The sequence below is a fragment of the Polaromonas sp. P4_F6 genome (assembly GCF_056401275.1).
Window position 1 is genome coordinate 215099 of record NZ_JBFUJQ010000008.1, and the last position, 18333, is coordinate 233431.

Below are 18333 nucleotides of genomic sequence, written 5' to 3' on the forward strand. Positions count from 1 at the left end.
ATTGAGGGTAAAACCAGGGGCACGGCCGCAGGCCCCCTGCCTACAATGGCCGCATGCCGAACCCCACCTCTTCCGTCAAACGAAACCGGTGGATTGGCTACTGGTGGGCACCCTTGACGCTGGTCGCCCTGGCGCTGGCGGTGATCGCCTACCTGCATCCCTACCAGCCTCTGGCGCTCTCGGATCTTTCGCCCCAGGTGGTCGCCAACGCGGCCGCGCTGGACGCTTCGTTCGGCAAACCCGTCACGCGCTCATTCAAGTACGCCACCCGGCGCAGCTATTCCTCACCGTCCGGCCAGCTGGAGGTGGAAATTCGCGTGACCCTGCAACCCATGGGCAGCGGCCTGGTCATGCGCCAGGACGACTGGTTCGACCTGGGGGGCCGCAGCGTGGTCTACCAGGAGCGCTATGTGCTGTTTCGCAACCTGTTTTCGGTGCACACGCGCAGCCGCGAGGTCGCGCCACTGGTGCACGACCTGATGGGCCGGGTCGGCTGGTACAACGATTCGGTGCAAACCCTCAAAAGCACGCAGGAAGGCGGAGCGCCCGACGCAGCCGCATGGAAGCTGGACCTCACCATGGACCGGCTGTCCGACACCGACGGCAAGAGCCTGACGCTGCAGACCACGCGCTACCAGAGCAGCCGGCACTGCGAACGCTCCGGTCAGCTGGACGGTGCGGCGATAGGCACCGGCTTCACCGGCTCCTATGCCAAGGTCAGCTGCACCAGCCATACCAGCGAGCAGTCCGCCGAGCGCCGCTCGGACTATGTCTGGCTGCCGGAGCACGGCATCTTCCTGTCGCTGGGATTCCAGCAGGCGGGGGAAGCGGCCGAGAAGCCCGGCACCGTGCTGGACGTGAAGGGACGTTATGTTTCTTTCGAGCCCCTGCCCTGAGTTTTTCGCGTCCTTACCTCTTTGCGCTGAGCCATAAAAAAACCCGCCGAGGCGGGTTTTTTACCAAGCGCCCAGAAGGCGGTCAGCCCATGTGCAGGCCGCCGTTGAGCGAGAAGTCGGCGCCGGTCGCATAGCCGCCTTCTTCGGACGCAATCCACGCAATGATGGAGGCGATTTCTTCGGGCTGGCCCAGGCGCTTGGCTGGCACACCCGCGACGATTTTTTCCAGCACATCGGGGCGGATGGCTTTCACCATGTCGGTGCCGATGTAGCCCGGGCTGACCGTGTTGACCGTCACGCCCTTGGCCGCGACCTCCTGCGCCAGCGCCATGGTGAAGCCGTGCAGGCCGGCCTTGGCGGTGGAGTAGTTGACCTGGCCAAACTGGCCCTTCTGGCCGTTGACCGAGGAGATGTTGATGATGCGGCCGAAGCCCGCTTCTATCATGCCCTCAATGACCTGCTTGGTCACGTTGAACATGCTGTTGAGGTTGGTGGAAATCACCGCATCCCAGTCGGCCTTGCTCATCTTGCGGAACTGGCCGTCGCGCGTGATGCCGGCGTTGTTGACCAGCACCGACACCGGGCCGTGTTCGGCCTTGACCTTGTCGAAGGCCGCGACGGTGGAGTCCCAGTCGCCGACATTGCCCACCGAGGCATAAAAGGTGTGGCCCAGCGCCTTCTGCTCATCGAGCCACTTGGCATAGTCGCGCGTGGGGCCGCAGCCCGCGATCACCGTGAAACCGTCTTTAGCCAGGCGCTGGCAGATGGCGGTTCCAATGCCGCCCATGCCGCCCGTGACGTACGCTACTTTTTTTGCCATTGCGATCTCCTTGATTGATTTTGTGAACTGTCTTTGACTTTTTTAACTGTCTGAATACCGTTGAATGTCCCAACGCGTGCCACAACGCCTGTCACAGCATATGCACGATGTGTGCCGGTTGGAACATTGTGATCCCTGGTTCAGCGCTCCAGGGTAAGGGCTACCCCCATGCCGCCGCCTATGCACAGGCTGGCAATGCCTTTTTTCGCGTCGCGGCGCGCCATCTCGTGCAGCAGCGTCACCAGAATGCGGCAACCGGACGCACCAATCGGGTGGCCGATGGCGATGGCGCCGCCGTTGACGTTGACCTTGCTGGTGTCCCAGCCCATTTCCTTGTTGACCGCACAGGCCTGGGCCGCGAAGGCTTCGTTGATCTCGAGCAGGTCCAGGTCCTGGGCCTTCCAGCCCGCGCGCTGCAGCGCCTTGGTCGAGGCCGGCACCGGGCCCATGCCCATGTAGGCCGGGTCCAGGCCGGTGGTGGCATAGCTGGCGATGCGCGCCAGGGGCTTGAGGCCCAGCGCGGCGGCCTTCTTGGCCGTCATGACCATCACGGCGGCGGCGCCGTCGTTAAGGCCCGAGGCATTGCCCGCCGTCACGCCGCCGGCCTTGTCGAAGGCCGGGCGCAGGCCGGCCAGGCCTTCGGCGCTGGTCTTGCGGTTGATGAATTCGTCGGCGGCGAACACCACCGGGTCGCCCTTCTTCTGCGGAATGGTGATGGAGATGATTTCATCCTTGAACTTGCCGGCGTCCTGGGCGGCGGCCGCCTTGGTCTGGCTGGCCAGGGCCAGCGCGTCCTGCGCGGCGCGGTCAATGCCGTATTTTTTGGCGACGTTCTCGGCGGTGATGCCCATGTGGTACTGGTTGTAGACGTCCCACAGGCCGTCGACGATCATGGAGTCGACCATCTTCCAGTCGCCCATGCGCTGGCCGTCGCGCGAGCCGTTGAGCACGTGCGGCGCCGCACTCATGTTTTCCTGGCCGCCGGCGATCACGATTTCGCTGTCGCCGGTGGCCACGGCCTGGGCGGCGAGCATGACCGACTTGAGGCCCGAGCCGCAGACCGCGTTGATGGTCAGGCCCGGGATGCCGTTGGGGAAACCGGCCTTGATGACGGACTGGCGCGCCGGGTTCTGGCCGACGCCGGCCGTGAGCACCTGGCCCATGATGACTTCGCCAAGCTGGTCAGCGCTCAGGCCGGAGCGCTCCAGCACGCCCTTGATGACGGCCGCGCCGAGTTCGGTCGCGGGGATCTTGGCCAGCGAGCCGCCGAATTTGCCCACCGCGGTGCGGCCGGCTGCAACGATAACGATGTCTTCCATGGTGTGTTCCCTTTTTGAAGTTTCTGGAGTGGTTTTTAAACTGTGATGACAGGACCGCGCGTGCCGGCGCTCAGGCCTTGGCCTTGACGTAGCGGCCAGGCGCGGGCTCTATGACGGGGTATTTGCGGCTGCCGTAGGCCTTGGGCGCGGCGACCTGCTTGCCGGCATGGCCTTTGAGCCAGTCCGACCAGTCGGTCCACCAGCTGCCGGGATGCTCGGTCGCGCCCTTGAGCCATTCGGCCTGGGTGGCCGGAAATTTGCCCTGCGGCAGCTTGTCGCGGGTCCAGTAGCTGCGTTTTTTCTTGGCCGGCGGGTTGATCACGCCGGCGATGTGGCCCGAGGCCCCCATCACAAAACGCTTGGGGCCCGGCAGGTGCTGGGTGGAGGCGTAGGCGCCGCCAATCGGCACGATGTGGTCTTCGCGCGAGCCGTAGAGGTAGACCGGGATGTCGACCTTGCGCAGGTCGACCTTCTGCCCGCAGACCACGGCCTTGCCGGGTTTGATCAGGTTGTTCTCGAAATAGGTGTTGCGCAGGTACCAGGCGTAAAAAGGCCCGGGCAGGTTGGTGGAATCGCTGTTCCAGTAGAGCAGGTCAAAGGGCGGCGGCGTTTCGCCCTTGAGGTAGTTGCCCACCACGTAATTCCAGACCAGGTCGTTGGGCCGCAAAAAGCTGAAGGTCGAAGCCAGGTCCTGGCCCTTGAGCAAACCGCCCTGCCCCATCTCGGCCTCGCGGTACTTGACCGAGGTCTCGTCGATGAAGATGTCCAGGATGCCGGTGTCGGTGAAGTCCAGGAAGGAAGTGAGCAAGGTGGCGCTGGCCACCGGTTTTTTGCCGCGCGCTGCCAGCACCGACAGCGCCGTGCCCAGGATGGTGCCGCCCACACAAAAACCCAGGGCGTTCAGCGTCTTGGCACCGGTGATGTCCTGCACTACCTCGATGGCCTTGATGGCGGCATGCTCGATGTAGTCGTCCCAGGTCTTGCCGGCCATGGACTCGTCGGGGTTGCGCCAGCTGACCACAAAAGTGCGGTGGCCCTGGCTGACCGCATAGCGGATCAGCGAGTTCTCGGGCTGCAGGTCCAGGATGTAGAACTTGTTGATGCAGGGCGGCACCAGCAAAAAGGGCTTTTCGTAGACCTTGGCCGTGAGCGGCTTGTATTCGAGCAGCTGGAAGAATTCGTTTTCAAATACCACCGCGCCTTCGGTGGTGGCGACATTCTTGCCGACCTCGAACACACGCTCGTCGGTCATGGACACATGGCCCTGCTTCATGTCGTGCAGCAGGTTGGTGATGCCCTGGGCAATGCTTTCACCCTGGCTCTGGATGGCTTTTTGCTGGGCCTCGGCATTGAGCGCCAGAAAATTGCTGGGCGCGGTGGCCGCCATCCATTGTTCGACGGCAAAACGCACGCGCGCGCGCGTCTTGGTGTCGGCCTGCACCGCCTCGGCCAGCTCCATCAGGGTGCGGGCATTGAGCAAATAGGTGGAGGCGGAGAATTTCGAGACCGGGTTGGCTTTCCAGGCCTCATTGGAAAAGCGGCGGTCCGAGGCCACCAGGGTGTAGTCACCGTCCTGCAGGCCCTGGTTCCACAGGGCCGAGGCATCCGCGATGTAGCGCTGCTGCAGTTCCTGGAGCTTGGCCGGGTCGAACTGCAGCAGGGGCTGGCCCTGGGCACCGTTCGCGCCACTCACGCCGTTGGGAAAACCAAAGCCCGCCGGCATGCCGCTTGCCATGGCCCCCATGGCCTGTTGCAGGCCCGCGGCAAAAGTCTCTTGCATCTGACGGGCCGCCTGGGCCCGGTTTGCGTCAGAATCCATTTATATCCCCGATCATGTTGAGTCTCGGTGACTCTTTTGAGCACACCACCAGTATCGTAGGATTTGCTTTAAAAATTTCCGACTGCACGCCCAGTTTCAAGTATTTATGTATTTGGTTGTCATCGCCTGGATTTACGTTGTGCTCATGATGAGCGTTGCCGAAGCGACAAACAGCAACGGCACGGTCCTCGGGGCGGTGTTTACCTTTGTACTCTATGGACTGGGGCCTGTGGCATTGGTGGTTTACCTGATGGGCGCACCCGCGCGCAGCAAGGCCCTCAAAAAGCGCGCGGCGCAGGAACTCCTGCAGCAAACTGCAGCCGAGGACGCAGCCCGCGAGAAAGCGGCGCAAGACCCCCCCAAGAGCCCCTGACCGCAGCGCTTCAGGCGCGCCAGATGCAGGCGGCCATGCGCCCGGTCGTGCCAAAGCCGTTGCCCGCCGGCCCGGCGTCGCGCCTGTGCGAGAAAAACCGCGAGGGGTTTCGCACGGTGCACCAGGCATCGCTGCCGTCATTGCCATAGATGCGGGTAATGCCCAGCGCCTGCAAACGCAGCCGCGCCAGGCCCGGAAGGTCGGCCAGGTATTTGCCGGCGCCGGTGGGTACAAACAGGCGGGCGGCTTCAGGCTGGGCGGCTTCGAAGGCGGCCTTGACTTCGGCGCCGACCTCGAAGGCCGAGGGCCCAATGCAAGGCCCCAGCCATGCGAGGGTGCGGGCGTCGGCCTTCATGGCGGCATGAACCGCTTCCAGCACGCCTTGCCCGCCCTGCCCCGCCAGTCCGCGCCAGCCCGCGTGCGCGGCGGCCACCATGGCGCCGTCCGCTGATGCCAGCAGCACCGGCAGGCAGTCTGCCACCATGATGGTGCAAGCCACACCGGCCTCTTTCGTCACGCAGGCATCGGCCTGCAGGCCGTCTTCCGCGGCGGCGTCCAGCGCGAGCACCTCGCTGCCATGCACCTGCTGCAGGAAGACCGCGCGGCTGCCCAGGGCCTGGCGCAGCAGGGCGCGGTTGGCCGCGACCCTGGCCGGCAAGTCGCCGACATGGTCGCCCAGGTTCAGGCTGTCATAAGGCGCGGCCGACAGGCCGCCGGCCCGGGTGGTAAACACCGCGCGCACGCCGGCTGGCGCCGGCCAGTCGGGAATCAGCCAATCCGCATGCACAGGCAGATCAAGCCTCGTTGTCGGGACAAGCCGAAGGCTGGGCCTTCTGGAAGGCCGGCAGCGCCATGCAGGCGTCAAACGCGGCCATGGTGCGCGGCAGGCCGTCAAAGCTCACATTAAAGCGCTTGGCATTGAAGATTTGCGGCACCAGGCAGCAGTCGGCCAGCGTGGGGGTGTTGCCGTAGCAATAGGTCGATGCCGGCAACTGCGCCAGCTGGCGCTCGAAGGCCTCCAGCCCTTCGCGGCACCAGTGGACGTACCAGGCGTTTTTGGCCGCCTCGTCGAGCTTGAGTTCCTTGACCAGGTATTTGAGGATGCGCAGGTTGTTGACAGGGTGGATTTCACAGGCAATCGACTGGGCCAGCGCGCGCACCTTGGCGCGACCCAGCGCATCGGCCGGCAGCAGGGCCGGTGTGGGGTGTTTTTCGTCCAGGTATTCGATGATGGCCATGGATTGCGAGAGTTTTTCGCCATCGACCTCGAGCAGCGGCACCAGGGTGTCTGCGGACAGGCCGGCATAGGGAGGCTGCTTGTGTTCGCCCTTGGCGATGTGCACGGGAATGTAGTCGTAGCGCAGGCCCTTGAGCTCCATCGCGATGCGTACACGAAACGATGCGGACGAGCGGAAATAGTTGTGGAGTTTCATCTCTAAAGCATAAACGATGGCCCCCACGCTCGTCACTTCGTGTACTTCGCTGCCCCCCGAGGGGGCCGCTGCGCCTGCGGCCCGGCAAAGCCGGTTCCGCGGCCCCGGCTGGGTTAAATACATCCCCGCCGTCGCTCACTTCAATCGCCTGCGCGACTGACGCGAGGCCGGCCCGCCGCTACCATGCCTGCGACACCCCTCTCAACAGATCCAGCGGAGACACCCCATGAGCGCCATCACCAGCCTGAGCAACCACCAGATTCGCCTGGCCAGCCGCCCCGTCGGCCTGCCCACACGCGACAACTGGAGCTTCACCACCGAACCCGTGGCCGAACCCGGCCCGGGCGGCGTGCTCGTCAAAACCCTGTACCTGTCGCTGGACCCGGCCATGCGCGGCTGGATGAACGACGCCAAGAGCTATATCCCGCCGGTGGAAATCGGCGCGGTGATGCGCGCCGGCGGCGTGGGCAAGGTGATCGCCTCGCAAAACCCGGCATTTGCCGTGGGCGACTATGTGAATGCCGCGCTCGACGTGCAGGAGTACTGCCTGATCCCGGCCGACCAGGTCAAGCGCAGCGGCATGTTCAAGATAGACCCGCGCCTGGGCCTCACGTCCTGGCTCAATGTGCTGGGCCTGCCCGGCATGACGGGCTATTTCGGCCTGCTGGAAGTGGGCCTGCCCAAGGCCGGTGAAACCGTGGTGGTGTCGGGCGCAGCCGGCGCCGTGGGCCAGACCGTGGGCCAGATCGCCAAGCTCAAGGGCTGCCGCGTGGTCGGCATCGCCGGCGGCAAGGCCAAGTGCGACTGGGTGGTCAATGAGCTGGGCTTCGACGCCTGCATCGACTACAAAAACGGCGACGTGCGCGCCGGGCTCAAGGAACACTGCCCCAAGGGCATAGACATCTATTTCGACAACGTGGGCGGCGAGATCCTGGACATGGTGCTGGCCCGCCTGGCGCGCGGCGCCCGCATCATCATCTGCGGCGCGATCAGCCAGTACAACAACACCACGCCGGTAAAGGGCCCGGCCAACTACCTGTCGCTGCTGGTGAACCGCGCCCGCATGGAAGGCATTGTGGTGTTCGACTATGCCGACCGCTACCACGTCGGTGTGGCCGAGATGGCGGGCTACCTCAAGGCCGGCACCATGAAAAGCAAGGAAGACGTGGTCGTCGGCCTGGACACCTTCCCCGAAACCCTGCTCAAGCTCTTTAACGGCGAGAACTTCGGCAAGCTGGTGCTGCAGGTGGCGAAAGAGTAGTTCTTACTTCCCGCCGCGTACCAGGCGCACCGCGGCGGAGGTGGCGCGCGGGGCTTCACCGGCGCTGCCGTCGCTGAAACCGACAAAGGTGAAATAGCCCGGGCCGGTGCTGCTGGAAGTCCAGAAGCGTGCCACCGGCGTGGCGGGGAAGGCATTGGGATCTATCGCGGCCTTGTTTTCCTCCGCCTCGCGCGCCGAAACAATGCTGGAGAGCTCCTTGAGGATGGGCATGCGCCATTCGGCATCCGGCGCCGAAGCTGCCTTGGCGCGCGCGGCCGCATCGGGATGGTTCATGAAAACCGCCTGACCGGTGCAGGTTTTACCCTTGAAGACCATGCCTTCGGCGCAACGCTTCCAGATCAGGCCGGTGCGGCTGTCGGTGACTTCCTGGCCGTCGGCGGAGGGCGTGAAGCGATCCTGCGCCAGGCTGGCGCCGGCTGATGACAGCAGCAACAAGGCAAATCCCAGGGTGCGAAACGAAAGGCGGTGCATAGCAATTCTCCATGGCCGGGAGCGGCCCCATATGGGAATACTAGGCAGGTCCAGGGCAGGCAACCATAGGGAAAGCTATCTAGTGGCTTGTACCTAGCGGAGTATTACCTGGCGCCAGCTACCCGCCACCGGGGCGGTCAGGGCAGGTAATCCGGCCCCACGCCGCCGGCATCGAGCACTTCCTGGGTGACCTGCTCCACCAGGAAATCCAGCAGCACGCGCACACGCGCCGGCAGGCGGCCGCCGCGGCCGACAAACACCGCATGGATGGGTTCGCGCTCGCCCGGGTTGAGGTCTTCGGCCACGGCCACCAGGCGGCCCGCGTCCAGGTCGCGGCGTATATGGAACAGCGACATGCGGGCCAGGCCCGCGCCGGCCAGCACCAGGTGGCGCAGCGCCTCGCCGTCGCTGGCGCGCGCATAGCCGGTGATGGGCAATTGCTGGATCTGGCCGTCCACGCGCACCGGCCAGTAATGCATGTTGCGCTTGAAGGTATGGGCCAGGCGCTGGTGCGCCTCCAGGTCTTGCAGCGTGCGCGGCGTGCCGTGGCGCGCCAGGTAGGCCGGGCTGCCGACGATGTGCTGCGCCGTATCGCCCAGGTGCCGCGCCACCAGCTGGGACGAGGCGAGCGCGCCCCAGCGTATCGCCACGTCGGTGCGTTCGTCCAGCAGGTCGACCACGCGGTCGGTCAGCGTGATGTCCAGCGTGATGTCGGGATAGCGCTCGTGGAAGGCTGGGACCAGCGGCAGCAGCAGGCAGTGCGCGGTCGGCATGCTGGCGTTGACGCTGACGCGCCCGCGTGGCATGGCGCCGGCGGCCGCGCCGCGCTCGGCCTCGTCCATGTCGGCCAGCACGCGTGTGCTTTGTTCGTAAAACGTCGTGCCCTCGGGCGTGAGCTGCAGCTTGCGGGTGGAGCGGTTGACCAGGCGCGTGCCCAGGCGCGCCTCCAGCCGGGTCACCAGCTTGCTGACGGCCGAGGGCGTCATGCACAGCTGGCGCGCGGCGGCTGAAAACCCGCCTTTGTCCACCACCTGGACAAAGGCCTCCATTTCGCCGGAGCGGTTGACGTCTATGCGGGGCATGGTGGGGCTATTTTGACTGGATTATTGTGAATTGAATTCACAAATGATTGTCTCCAGGCCATTCTAGTCAAGATGCCGCTGCGTCTCCACACTAGCCGCATCCCCACTTTTTCTGGCGACGTTCATGGCGCAAAAATCACCTTCACTTCCTCTAGGCCTGCTGGCCCTCACCGTCGGCTCCTTCGGCATAGGCACGACCGAGTTTGTCATCATGGGCCTGCTGCTGCAGGTCTCCGCCGACCTCGGCGTCAGCATCGCTTCGGCCGGGCTGCTGATTTCCGGCTATGCGCTGGGCGTGGCGGTGGGCGCGCCGGTGCTGACGCTGGCCACGCGCAAGTTGCCGCGCAAAACCGTGCTGCTGGCGCTGATGGCCATCTTCACGCTGGGCAACCTGGCCTGCGCGCTGGCGCCCGACTACGCCAGCTTGATGGCGGCGCGCGTGATCACCTCGCTGGCGCACGGCACTTTCTTCGGCGTGGGCTCCATCGTTGCCACCGGCCTGGTCGCGCCCGAGCGCAAGGCCTCGGCGATTGCCATCATGTTCAGCGGCCTGTCGCTGGCCACCCTGCTGGGCGTGCCGGCCGGCGCCTGGCTGGGCCTGCACCATGGCTGGCGCGCCACCTTCTGGGTGGTGGCGCTGATAGGCCTGCTGGCCTTCCTGGTGCTGGCGGTGTTTGTGCCGCGCAGCGCGGCGGAAAACGGCGGCGCCTCGCTGCGCCAGGAACTGGCCGGGCTGGCCCGCCCGCAAGTCATGCTGGGCCTGTTGATGACGGTGTTCGGCTTTGCCGGCGTGTTCGCGATCTTCACCTACATCCAGCCCATACTGACCCGGCTCACCGGCTTCAGCGAAGCCGCGGTGTCGCCCATCCTGCTGGTGTTCGGCGGCGGCATCTTTATTGGCAACCTGCTGGGCGGGCGCCTGGCCGACCGCGGCCTGCGCATGTCCCTGCTGGCCACGCTGGGCGCGACGGCGCTGGTGCTGGGCGCCATGGGTTTTGTGCTGCACTCGCCGGTGGCCACAGTGCTTTTCGTCGGCCTGTTGGGCGTGGCCTCTTTCGCCACCGTGGCGCCGCTGCAGATGCGCGTGCTGCAGCAAGCCCACGGCGCCGGCCAGAACCTGGCGGCCAGCCTCAACATAGGCGCTTTCAACGTGGGCAATGCGCTGGGCGCCTGGCTGGGCGGCCTGGTGGTCAGCAGTTCCTTCGGCCTGGGAGGCCTCAGCTGGCTGGCCGCGCTGATCACCGTGGCGGGCATCGCCGTCACGCTGTACAGCCTGTCGCGCGACAAGGCCGAACTGCAAGCCATTCCCGCCACCTGCTGAGCAACATTGCCATGAATACCTTGATGAAACTCCGTGTGCTTAAGTCCACACTCTCCATGGCGCTGCTATGCGCCGCTTTTCTTTCGCAGGCGCAAGCGGCTGACGGCAACTGGATTCCAGGCTGGACGGCCAGCCCCCAGCCCATCTGGGCCGGCGGCTTCGCCCTGCCCCTGGGCCTTCCGGCCAGCCTGAGCGATCAGACGGTGCGCCAGGTCGTGCGCGCCGGCGTGGGCGGCTCACGCGTGCGCATTGTGCTGTCCAACGAATATGGCACGCAGCCCTTGCGGATCGGCGCGGCCTACATCGCAGCGGCAGGCGACACCGCGGGCAGCACCCACGGCCCCAGCCTGGCCCTGACGTTTGGCGGCCAGTCCACGGCCACTGTGCCGGCGGGCGCGCCCCTCGTGAGCGACCCGGTCGACTTCACCGTCGCGCCGCTGCAGCGCCTGGCCGTCAGCCTGTACTTTCCGCAAACAACAGCCCTCACGACCATTCACTGGGACGGCCTGCAGCCCGCGCAGATCGCGTCGGACAATGTGGCCGGCGCAGCCACCGTGAAAGCCGACAGCGTGGTGAACAGCCGCCTCTTCCTGAGCGCCATACTGGTGGAGGCCGCGCCCGGCACGCGCAGCGTGGTGGCTTTTGGCGATTCCATCACCGACGGCGCGGCCTCCACGCCGGGCAGCGACAGCCGCTGGCCTGATTTCCTCGCGCGCCGCCTGGCCGGGCAAAACGTGGCCGTACTCAATGCCGGCATCTCGGGCGGGCGGGTGCTCAAAAACCACATGGGCCCGAATGCGCTGGCGCGTTTTGAGCGCGACGTGCTGGGCCAGCCCGGCGTGGCCGGCGTGGTGCTGCTCATGGGCATCAACGACATCAGCTGGCCCGGCAGCACCTTTGAACCTGCGGAGCCGGCCACGCAGGCCGATGCGCTGATAGCCGGTTACCGGCAGTTGATCACCCGCGCGCGCAGCCGCGGCGTGCGCATCGCCGGCGCCACGCTGACGCCGTTTGAAGGCGCGCTGACCATGCCGGGCTCGCCGATCGCAAACTACTACAGCCCCGCGAAAGACGCGCTGCGCCAGCGCATCAATGCGTGGATACGCGGCAGTGGCGAATTCGACGCGGTGCTGGATTTTGATGCGGTGGTACGCGATCCCTTGAACCCGCTGCGCATACAGCCGGCTTACGACTCGGGCGACCACCTGCACCTGGGTGATGCCGGCAACAAAGCAGTTGCCGATTCGATTGACTTGAAGCTATTGCTCGGCGACCGTTAACGGCCCACAACGAGACGCAACCCCGGCATCACACTTTCGGTTTCGGCGCGCCGCTCCAGTGCCATGCGCATGTTCATTTGCGCGACCTCGGTGTGTTCCACGGCCAGGGCCTGGGCACGCGCGCCCTCGCCGGCCTTGAGCGCCGCGAACAGCATGTGGTGCTGCCGGTGCGCGTAATGCATCCAGTCGCGGTCCTGCTCCAGCGTGGACTGCATGGGCAGCATGGCCGAGGCGGACGCAAACGGCAGTTTGTCGTTGAGTTCGACGGCGCGCTGCAAGGCGCGGTTGCCGCTGGCCTGCAGGATCAGCGCGTGGAAGCGGTCGTTCATGGCGGCATAGGCCGCGTAGTTCTCATAACCCAGCGGGTTGGCCGCCAGCGCCCGGTCGCCTTCATCCAGGCAGGACTGCAGATCAAGCTGCAGCTGGCGCGACACGCCGTGCTCGGCCACCAGGCGCGCCGCCATGCCCTCGAGGTGGCCACGCACCGCGATGGCGTCGGACACCTCGCGCGGCGTGAACTGGCGCACCAGGTATTTGCCGGTGTCATTGGCCTCGACCAGCCCTTCCTGCTCCAGCGTGACCAGCGCGGCCCGCACCGGCGTGCGCGAGGCGCCCAGGCGTTCGGCCAGCTGCTGCTCGGCCAGCCGCTGGCCGGGCTCGAACTCGCCGCGCAGGATCAGGTCGCGCAACTGCATCAAAACGGTTTCTTGCAAGTTCATGGCCGTGAATGTACACTGAATTTTAAATTTGGGATACCGTTTTTAGGTTTACCCTGCATGACAAGGCCCCGCCATGAACGCTGAACAAAACCAACTGCTGACCCGCATCACCGCGGGCACGCCCTGCGGCAAGCTGCTGCGCCAGTACTGGCAGCCCGCCGCGTTGGTTGATGAGTTCAACCCGGCGCTGGACCCGCGCATGGCAATCCGCCCGGTCAAGGCGCTGAAGCTCTTCGGCCAGGACCTGGTGCTGTTCAAGGATGCCTCAGGCGCTTGGGGCCTGCTGGACCGCGACTGCGCCCACCGCGGCGCCGACCTGTCCTTCGGCCGGCGCGAAAGCCTGGAACAAGGCGGCGGCCTGCGCTGCCCTTTTCACGGCTGGAAGTTCGCGACCGACGGCCGCTGCCTGGAAACACCGGCCGAACCCACCGGCAGCAAGCTGTGCGAGCGCATACGCCAGCGCAGCTACCCCGTGATGGAAAAAGCCGGCGTGCTGTTTGCCTGGCTGGGCGACGAGGGCAGCACGCCGCCGCCCTTCCCGGCTTTTGACTGCTTTACCGCGCCGGCCACGCACAGCTTTGCCTTCAAGGGCTTGTGGAACGCCAACTGGCTGCAGGCCTTTGAAGTGGGCATAGACCCGGCGCACCCATCCTTTTTGCACCGCTTTTTGCAGGACGACCCGCTGGAGCAAATCGGCGAGAACCCGGCCGGCAAACAGTTTCGCAGCGCCAGCGCCGGCAGCAAGGACGGCGAGCAGTGGCCGATGACACGCATCATGCGCGAGTTCGCCCAGCCCGACATCAGCTTCGAGAACAAACCCTGGGGCATGCAGCTGACCGCGCTGCGCGCCATGACCGACAAGCTCACCCACGTGCGCGTGACCAACGCCATCTTTCCGGCCACCTTTGTGATCCCGCTGTCGGAGACCATGACCATCACCCAGATGCATGTGCCGGTGGACGACACCCACACCTACTGGTACACCTTCTTCACGAGTTTTGCCGGCCCGCTGGACCGCGAAAGCATGCGCGCGCAGCGCCAGCAGTTCATCGCCCTGCCCGACTACATCCCCAAGGCCGGCCGCCACAACAACTGGGGTTTTAATGCCGAGGAGCAGATGAGCACCACCTACCTGGGCATGGGCGAGGAAGACATCAATGTGCACGACCAGTGGGCCGTGGAAAGCATGGGCGCCATCCAGGACCGCACGCGCGAGCACCTGGCCACCTCCGACAAGGTCATCATGGCCAACCGGCGCGTGCTGCTCAAGGCGATTGAGACCGTGCAGAACGGCGGCGTGGCGCCCGGCATCGCCGACCCCGCGCAGGCCGCGATGATCACCGGCCCGGACACGGTGGACGGCATCGCCCCGGCCGGCGAATGGGCCCAGTGGTGGCAGCAAAATGCCCGCGCCAAACGCGAGGGCGCGCCCTGGCTGGACGCAAAAGCGCCCTCGACCGCTTCGGCCGACACCGCCACACAGCCATGAGCAGCTTCGCGGTGCAATGCGGCGTGCATGACGCCGCGCGGCAAGCCGCCCAGGCCGAGGCGCTGCGGCGCATCGAGGCCGGCGGCCTGGAGCTGGTGCGTTTTGCCTGGTGCGACCTGCACGGCATGCTGCGCGGCAAGACGCTGGTGGCGGCCGCCGCGGCGCAGGCCATGGCGGGCGGCGTGGGCATGGTCAGCACGCTGCTGCTCAAGGACACGGCCGACCGCACCGCCTACAAGGTGTTCGAGGCCGGCGGCGCCGCGGGCCTGCCGGGTTTTGAATTCGGCGGCAATGTGATGCTGCTGGCCGACCCGGCCAGCCTCCAGCAACTGCCCTGGGCCGAAAAAACCGGCTGGCTGCGGTGCCAGCCCTGGTTTCCCGACGGCAGGCCGGTCGCACTCGACACGCGCCGCGTGCTGCAAAGCGCGCTGGCCAAGCTGGCCGAGGCCGGCTACGGCATGAAGTGCGGGCTGGAAATCGAATTCCATATCTACCGCATCAACGAGGGCGGGCTGAATCCGCAACTGGACCCCGAACTGGCCGGCTGGCCCGGCCTGCCGCCGCAGGTGAGCATGATCCACCCCGGCTACCAGCTGCTGTCCGAGCAGTGGGCGGACATGGCCGAGGAGCCGCTGCGCATCGTGCAGCGCACGGCGCAGGCGCTGGGCCTGCCGCTGCTGTCGCTGGAAATCGAGCTCGGCCCCAGCCAGGTCGAGGCGGTGTTCGAGGCCACTGACGCGCTGGCGGCGGCCGACAACATGGTGCTGTTTCGCAGCGCGGTGAAACAGGCGTTGCGGCGCGCCGGCTACCACGCGACCTTTATGTGCCGCCCGCCCTTTCCCAACATCATGTCCAGCGGCTGGCATCTGCACCAGTCACTGGTGGACCTCAAAACCGGCGCCAACCTGTTCAAGCGCGCCAGCCCGGCCGCCGGCAGCACGCCGGCCGATGCGCAGTACACGCTCTCGGAAACCGGCGAGCACTACCTGGCCGGGCTGCTCGCGCATGCGCGCGGCATGACGGCTTTTTGCACGCCCACCCTCAACGGCTTCGGGCGCTTTCGGCCCAACGCACTGGCGCCGCAATCGATTTTGTGGGGCCGCGACAACCGCGGCGCCATGCTGCGTGTGGTCGGCCAGTGCGATGACAACAGCACACGCATCGAAAACCGCCTGGGCGAGCCCGCCGCCAACCCCTACCTCTACCTGGCCTCGCAAATCCACGCCGGGCTGGACGGCATCACGCGCCGCCTCAAGGCCCCGCCGGCCACCGATGCGCCCTATGGCGGCAGCGCCGAGAAAATCCCCACCAGCCTGGGTGAGGCCCTGGAAGCGCTCAAAGCCGACGCCACCCTGGCGGCGGGATTCGGCGACACCTTCATCAACTGCTTTGCGCACATCAAACAGGCTGAAATCAGCCGCCACGATGGCGCCGAAGACAAAGACGACTGGCAGCGCCGCGAATACTTCAGCCGCATCTGACGGCATCACACTCACCCATGATCACGATTCATTTCATCGCGGCCGACGGCCGTGCCACCTCGGCGCAGGGCAAGCCCGGCAAAAGCCTGATGGAGGCCGCCGTGGCGGCCGGCATAGACGGCATAGCCGCCGACTGCGGCGGGCTGCTCACCTGCGCCACCTGCCATGTGCATGTCCAGGAGCCCTTCGCGTCCAGCCTGCCGCCGCCCGACGGCGAGGAACTGGGCATGCTGGAATTCACCGCCGCGCCGCGCACTGCCGCCAGCCGCCTGAGCTGCCAGATCAAGCTCACGCCGGCGCTGGACGGGTTGACGGTACAGTTGCCGCTGACCCAATACTGAGCCAATACTGAGACATCGAAGCAAAGGAGTGTTTTTTCATGATTCTCGAACTCGCCGACATCCGCATCCACCCCGGCCAGCAGGCCGCTTTTGACGAAGCCATACAGCGCGGCCTACAGGAAGTGATTTCCAAGTCCAAGGGCTTCCAGGGTTTCAAGGTCAACAAGGGCATTGAAAGCCCCGAGCGCTACATCCTGCAGATCTTCTGGGATACGCTGGAAAACCACACCGTCGACTTCCGCCAGTCGCCGGCGTTTGCCGACTGGCGCGCCATCGTCGGTCCGTTTTTTGCCGGCCCGCCCACAGTGGAGCATTTCGACCTGCTCGCCAAATCGGCTTGAGATTTCGCCGAATCCCATAAAAAACGGGGCTTTTCAGCCCCGTTTTTTATTGACGTGCCGGCTTAGCGGCCGTCGTTCTCGTGGCCGGTGACCAGCTTGGCCAGCAGCTGGTTGAATTGGACCCGCTCGTTCTCGTCCAGCGGAGCCAGGATGCGCTGCTGGGTCTTGTTGACGGCGCGCTTCATCTGCAGCGCGATTTTTTCGCCCTCGGGCGTGGTCCACAGCAGTTTGCGGCGCTTGTCGGCGGGGTCGGCCTCGCGCTTGACCCAGCCCTTGGCTTCCAGCCGCCCTATCACCGAGCCGAAGGTGGCGGGGTCGAAGGCCACCCGGCCCGACAGCGTGATCTGGTCTTCGCCGGGGTCGTCCATCAAGGCATTCAGGATGGCAAACTGCACCGGTGTGGCATCAAAACCGGCCGTCTCCTCCATGAAGATCGCCACCGCGAGCTGTTGCGCGCGGCGGATCAGGTGCCCGGGAGCTTCGCTGAAATTAAATGTTTTTGCCATGTGCGGAGTTTAACGGCCCACTTTGCAATTCAGGGTAACTACCAAGGCGCCAAACGCCCTATTGATAAGTATACTTATCATAAAGGCACCCGACTCAAGCTCTCCCTGGCTCAGCCTTTCACCCATCCCCTCACCTATGGCACACACATCCGCACTTCCTCTTCTCGTCTCGGGCGGCGGCATCGGCGGGCTGGCCGCGGCCATGGTGCTGGCCCAGGACGGCCACCGCGTGACCCTGTTCGAGCAGGCGGCGAGCTTCGGTGAAATCGGCGCCGGCATCCAGCTGGGACCCAACATCTTCCGCATGTTCGACTACCTGGGCCTGACCGAAGCCATCAACCGGGTGGCCTTCTTCCCCACCGGCCTGGGCATGAACGACGTGCGCACCGGCGAAAAAGTCGTGCGCGTGCCGCTGGGCGACCTGGCCCGCGCGACCTACGGCTTTCCCTACGGCGTGATCTACCGCGCCGACCTGCACCAGGTCTTCCTGGACGCCTGCCGCGCCCAGCCCAACATCACCCTGCGAACCCACGCCAAGGTGGAGTCCTTTGACCAGTCGGCTAGCGGCGTGACGCTGCGGCTCGAAGGCGGCGAAACCGTGGAAGGCAGCGCGCTGATAGGCGCCGACGGCATGTGGAGCCGCATCCGCGAGGCCGTGGTCGGCGACGGCAAGCCCCGCGTGTCCGGCCACATCGCCTACCGCGCTGTGCTCAAGCGCGAGGATGTCCCGGCCCATTTGTGGAGCGACGACGTGCTGCTCTGGGGCGGCGAAAAAACCCACCTGGTGCACTACCCGCTGCGCCGCGGCGAACTGTTCAACCTGGTCGCGGTCTTCCACAGCAACAAGTACGACGAAGGCTGGAACACCTTTGGCGACACGGCCGAGCTCAACGAGCGTTTTGCCCAGGCCTGCCCGCAGGTCAAGGAACTGCTGGGCAAGATAGAGACCTGGAAGATGTGGGTGCTGTGCGACCGCGAGCCGGTCAAGAACTGGACCGACAGGCGCGTGACCCTGCTGGGCGACGCCGCCCACCCCATGCTGCAGTACCTGGCCCAGGGCGCCGGCCAGGCCATCGAGGACGCGGTGGTCTTGCGCGAAGCGCTGCGCCACACCCGCGGCGATGTGGAAAAGGCGTTCCAGAAGTACCAGCAAAAGCGCTACCTGCGCACCGGCCGCGTGCAGCTGACCGCGCGTTTTTATGGCGATATCTACCATGCGGCCGGCGTACAGCGTGAACTTCGCAACCAGATGTTCCAGAGCGGCACCGAAAGCGCGGGCTTCGCGGGCCTGAAGTGGATGTACGACGGAATCGAGCCGTCAAAACTGTTCCAATGACACTTTTAAAGTTTCAGGGACTGT

General features: G+C 65.6%; 19 protein-coding genes. 10 read left to right on the forward strand and 9 right to left on the reverse strand.

Annotated elements, in window-relative coordinates; all coding sequences use genetic code 11:
* Positions 1-53 precede the first annotated feature (53 nt).
* Positions 54-896 carry a hypothetical protein gene (locus AC1DUN_RS18820; protein WP_477715288.1) on the forward strand — a complete coding sequence of 281 codons (843 nt, stop codon included), beginning with the start codon at positions 54-56 and terminating at the stop codon, positions 894-896.
* Between the two features lie 82 nt (positions 897-978).
* Here AC1DUN_RS18820 and phbB read toward each other — a convergent pair whose 3' ends face one another.
* The 3 genes from phbB to phaC form a co-directional block, all read right to left on the reverse strand.
* A complete protein-coding gene (phbB, locus tag AC1DUN_RS18825) occupies positions 979-1716 on the reverse strand; it encodes an acetoacetyl-CoA reductase (protein ID WP_007866947.1) in 738 nt (245 codons plus the stop codon).
* A 140-nt stretch (positions 1717-1856) separates the two neighbouring features.
* Positions 1857-3035 carry an acetyl-CoA C-acetyltransferase gene (locus tag AC1DUN_RS18830; protein ID WP_477715289.1) on the reverse strand — a complete coding sequence of 393 codons (1179 nt, stop codon included), beginning with the start codon at positions 3033-3035 and terminating at the stop codon, positions 1857-1859.
* Positions 3036-3105: 70 nt separating this feature from the next.
* Positions 3106-4854, reverse strand: a complete 1749-nt coding sequence (gene phaC, locus AC1DUN_RS18835) for a class I poly(R)-hydroxyalkanoic acid synthase (protein ID WP_477715290.1) — start codon at positions 4852-4854, stop codon at positions 3106-3108.
* 106 nt (positions 4855-4960) lie between these two features.
* On the opposite strand from phaC, the gene AC1DUN_RS18840 reads away from it, so the two are divergent.
* The gene (locus tag AC1DUN_RS18840) at positions 4961-5227 is read left to right on the forward strand and encodes a hypothetical protein (protein WP_477715291.1); all 267 of its coding nucleotides are present in this window, start codon (positions 4961-4963) and stop codon (positions 5225-5227) included.
* Between the two features lie 10 nt (positions 5228-5237).
* Here AC1DUN_RS18840 and pgeF read toward each other — a convergent pair whose 3' ends face one another.
* Complete coding sequence (gene pgeF, locus AC1DUN_RS18845) at positions 5238-6014, reverse strand: peptidoglycan editing factor PgeF (RefSeq protein WP_477715292.1); 777 nt, start codon at positions 6012-6014, stop codon at positions 5238-5240.
* Positions 6015-6021: 7 nt separating this feature from the next.
* On the reverse strand, positions 6022-6660 hold the full coding sequence (maiA, locus tag AC1DUN_RS18850; RefSeq protein ID WP_477715293.1) for a maleylacetoacetate isomerase: 639 nt from the start codon (positions 6658-6660) through the stop codon (positions 6022-6024).
* 226 nt (positions 6661-6886) lie between these two features.
* Here maiA and AC1DUN_RS18855 point away from each other — a divergent pair, with 226 nt between their 5' ends.
* Complete coding sequence (locus tag AC1DUN_RS18855) at positions 6887-7921, forward strand: NADP-dependent oxidoreductase (RefSeq protein WP_477715294.1); 1035 nt, start codon at positions 6887-6889, stop codon at positions 7919-7921.
* Positions 7922-7924: 3 nt separating this feature from the next.
* Here AC1DUN_RS18855 and AC1DUN_RS18860 read toward each other — a convergent pair whose 3' ends face one another.
* Together AC1DUN_RS18860 and AC1DUN_RS18865 are read right to left on the reverse strand one after the other, a co-directional pair.
* On the reverse strand, positions 7925-8413 hold the full coding sequence (locus AC1DUN_RS18860) for an Lcl C-terminal domain-containing protein (protein ID WP_477715295.1): 489 nt from the start codon (positions 8411-8413) through the stop codon (positions 7925-7927).
* A 137-nt stretch (positions 8414-8550) separates the two neighbouring features.
* Positions 8551-9495, reverse strand: coding sequence for a LysR substrate-binding domain-containing protein (locus AC1DUN_RS18865; protein WP_477715296.1), 945 nt, complete (start codon positions 9493-9495; stop codon positions 8551-8553).
* Positions 9496-9619: 124 nt separating this feature from the next.
* Between AC1DUN_RS18865 and AC1DUN_RS18870 the strand changes: the two genes are divergently transcribed.
* Entirely contained in the window at positions 9620-10816 is a 1197-nt protein-coding gene (locus tag AC1DUN_RS18870) for an MFS transporter (RefSeq protein WP_477715297.1), read from the forward strand.
* A gap of 11 nt (positions 10817-10827) precedes the next feature.
* Entirely contained in the window at positions 10828-12096 is a 1269-nt protein-coding gene (locus tag AC1DUN_RS18875) for an SGNH/GDSL hydrolase family protein (RefSeq protein ID WP_477715298.1), read from the forward strand.
* Here the strand turns inward: AC1DUN_RS18875 and AC1DUN_RS18880 are convergent.
* Entirely contained in the window at positions 12093-12815 is a 723-nt protein-coding gene (locus tag AC1DUN_RS18880; protein WP_477715299.1) for a GntR family transcriptional regulator, read from the reverse strand. The genes AC1DUN_RS18875 and AC1DUN_RS18880 overlap by 4 nt on opposite strands.
* A gap of 73 nt (positions 12816-12888) precedes the next feature.
* Between AC1DUN_RS18880 and AC1DUN_RS18885 the strand changes: the two genes are divergently transcribed.
* From AC1DUN_RS18885 to AC1DUN_RS18900, 4 genes are read left to right on the forward strand one after another with little or no spacing between them, the layout of a single operon-like run.
* Positions 12889-14304: a Rieske 2Fe-2S domain-containing protein gene (locus AC1DUN_RS18885; RefSeq protein WP_477662953.1), complete on the forward strand. Its 1416-nt coding sequence runs from the start codon at positions 12889-12891 to the stop codon at positions 14302-14304.
* Positions 14301-15785 (forward strand): glutamine synthetase family protein, encoded by a 1485-nt coding sequence (locus AC1DUN_RS18890; protein WP_477715300.1) that lies wholly within the window; start codon positions 14301-14303, stop codon positions 15783-15785. Before AC1DUN_RS18885 ends, AC1DUN_RS18890 begins: the two co-directional genes overlap by 4 nt.
* Positions 15786-15802: 17 nt before the next feature.
* Positions 15803-16126, forward strand: a complete 324-nt coding sequence (locus AC1DUN_RS18895; RefSeq protein ID WP_477662951.1) for a 2Fe-2S iron-sulfur cluster-binding protein — start codon at positions 15803-15805, stop codon at positions 16124-16126.
* A 38-nt stretch (positions 16127-16164) separates the two neighbouring features.
* Complete coding sequence (locus AC1DUN_RS18900) at positions 16165-16467, forward strand: antibiotic biosynthesis monooxygenase family protein (RefSeq protein WP_477715301.1); 303 nt, start codon at positions 16165-16167, stop codon at positions 16465-16467.
* Positions 16468-16529: 62 nt separating this feature from the next.
* On the opposite strand, the gene AC1DUN_RS18905 is transcribed toward AC1DUN_RS18900, so the two are convergent.
* A complete protein-coding gene (locus tag AC1DUN_RS18905) occupies positions 16530-16973 on the reverse strand; it encodes a MarR family winged helix-turn-helix transcriptional regulator (protein WP_477715302.1) in 444 nt (147 codons plus the stop codon).
* A 136-nt stretch (positions 16974-17109) separates the two neighbouring features.
* On the opposite strand from AC1DUN_RS18905, the gene AC1DUN_RS18910 reads away from it, so the two are divergent.
* On the forward strand, positions 17110-18309 hold the full coding sequence (locus tag AC1DUN_RS18910; RefSeq protein WP_477715303.1) for a 3-hydroxybenzoate 6-monooxygenase: 1200 nt from the start codon (positions 17110-17112) through the stop codon (positions 18307-18309).
* The last annotated feature ends 24 nt before the right edge of the window (positions 18310-18333 follow it).

Coding starts and splice junctions, on each gene's coding strand:
- AC1DUN_RS18820 (WP_477715288.1), top strand. CDS start 54: ATGCCGAACCCCACCTCTTCCGTCAAACGAAACCGGTGGATTGGCTAC.
- AC1DUN_RS18905 (WP_477715302.1), bottom strand. CDS start 16,973: ATGGCAAAAACATTTAATTTCAGCGAAGCTCCCGGGCACCTGATCCGC.
- AC1DUN_RS18880 (WP_477715299.1), bottom strand. CDS start 12,815: ATGAACTTGCAAGAAACCGTTTTGATGCAGTTGCGCGACCTGATCCTG.
- AC1DUN_RS18840 (WP_477715291.1), top strand. CDS start 4,961: ATGTATTTGGTTGTCATCGCCTGGATTTACGTTGTGCTCATGATGAGC.
- AC1DUN_RS18860 (WP_477715295.1), bottom strand. CDS start 8,413: ATGCACCGCCTTTCGTTTCGCACCCTGGGATTTGCCTTGTTGCTGCTG.
- AC1DUN_RS18870 (WP_477715297.1), top strand. CDS start 9,620: ATGGCGCAAAAATCACCTTCACTTCCTCTAGGCCTGCTGGCCCTCACC.
- phaC (WP_477715290.1), bottom strand. CDS start 4,854: ATGGATTCTGACGCAAACCGGGCCCAGGCGGCCCGTCAGATGCAAGAG.
- AC1DUN_RS18830 (WP_477715289.1), bottom strand. CDS start 3,035: ATGGAAGACATCGTTATCGTTGCAGCCGGCCGCACCGCGGTGGGCAAA.
- AC1DUN_RS18900 (WP_477715301.1), top strand. CDS start 16,165: ATGATTCTCGAACTCGCCGACATCCGCATCCACCCCGGCCAGCAGGCC.
- AC1DUN_RS18885 (WP_477662953.1), top strand. CDS start 12,889: ATGAACGCTGAACAAAACCAACTGCTGACCCGCATCACCGCGGGCACG.
- AC1DUN_RS18875 (WP_477715298.1), top strand. CDS start 10,828: ATGAATACCTTGATGAAACTCCGTGTGCTTAAGTCCACACTCTCCATG.
- phbB (WP_007866947.1), bottom strand. CDS start 1,716: ATGGCAAAAAAAGTAGCGTACGTCACGGGCGGCATGGGCGGCATTGGA.
- AC1DUN_RS18895 (WP_477662951.1), top strand. CDS start 15,803: ATGATCACGATTCATTTCATCGCGGCCGACGGCCGTGCCACCTCGGCG.
- AC1DUN_RS18890 (WP_477715300.1), top strand. CDS start 14,301: ATGAGCAGCTTCGCGGTGCAATGCGGCGTGCATGACGCCGCGCGGCAA.
- AC1DUN_RS18855 (WP_477715294.1), top strand. CDS start 6,887: ATGAGCGCCATCACCAGCCTGAGCAACCACCAGATTCGCCTGGCCAGC.
- AC1DUN_RS18865 (WP_477715296.1), bottom strand. CDS start 9,495: ATGCCCCGCATAGACGTCAACCGCTCCGGCGAAATGGAGGCCTTTGTC.
- AC1DUN_RS18910 (WP_477715303.1), top strand. CDS start 17,110: ATGGCACACACATCCGCACTTCCTCTTCTCGTCTCGGGCGGCGGCATC.
- maiA (WP_477715293.1), bottom strand. CDS start 6,660: ATGAAACTCCACAACTATTTCCGCTCGTCCGCATCGTTTCGTGTACGC.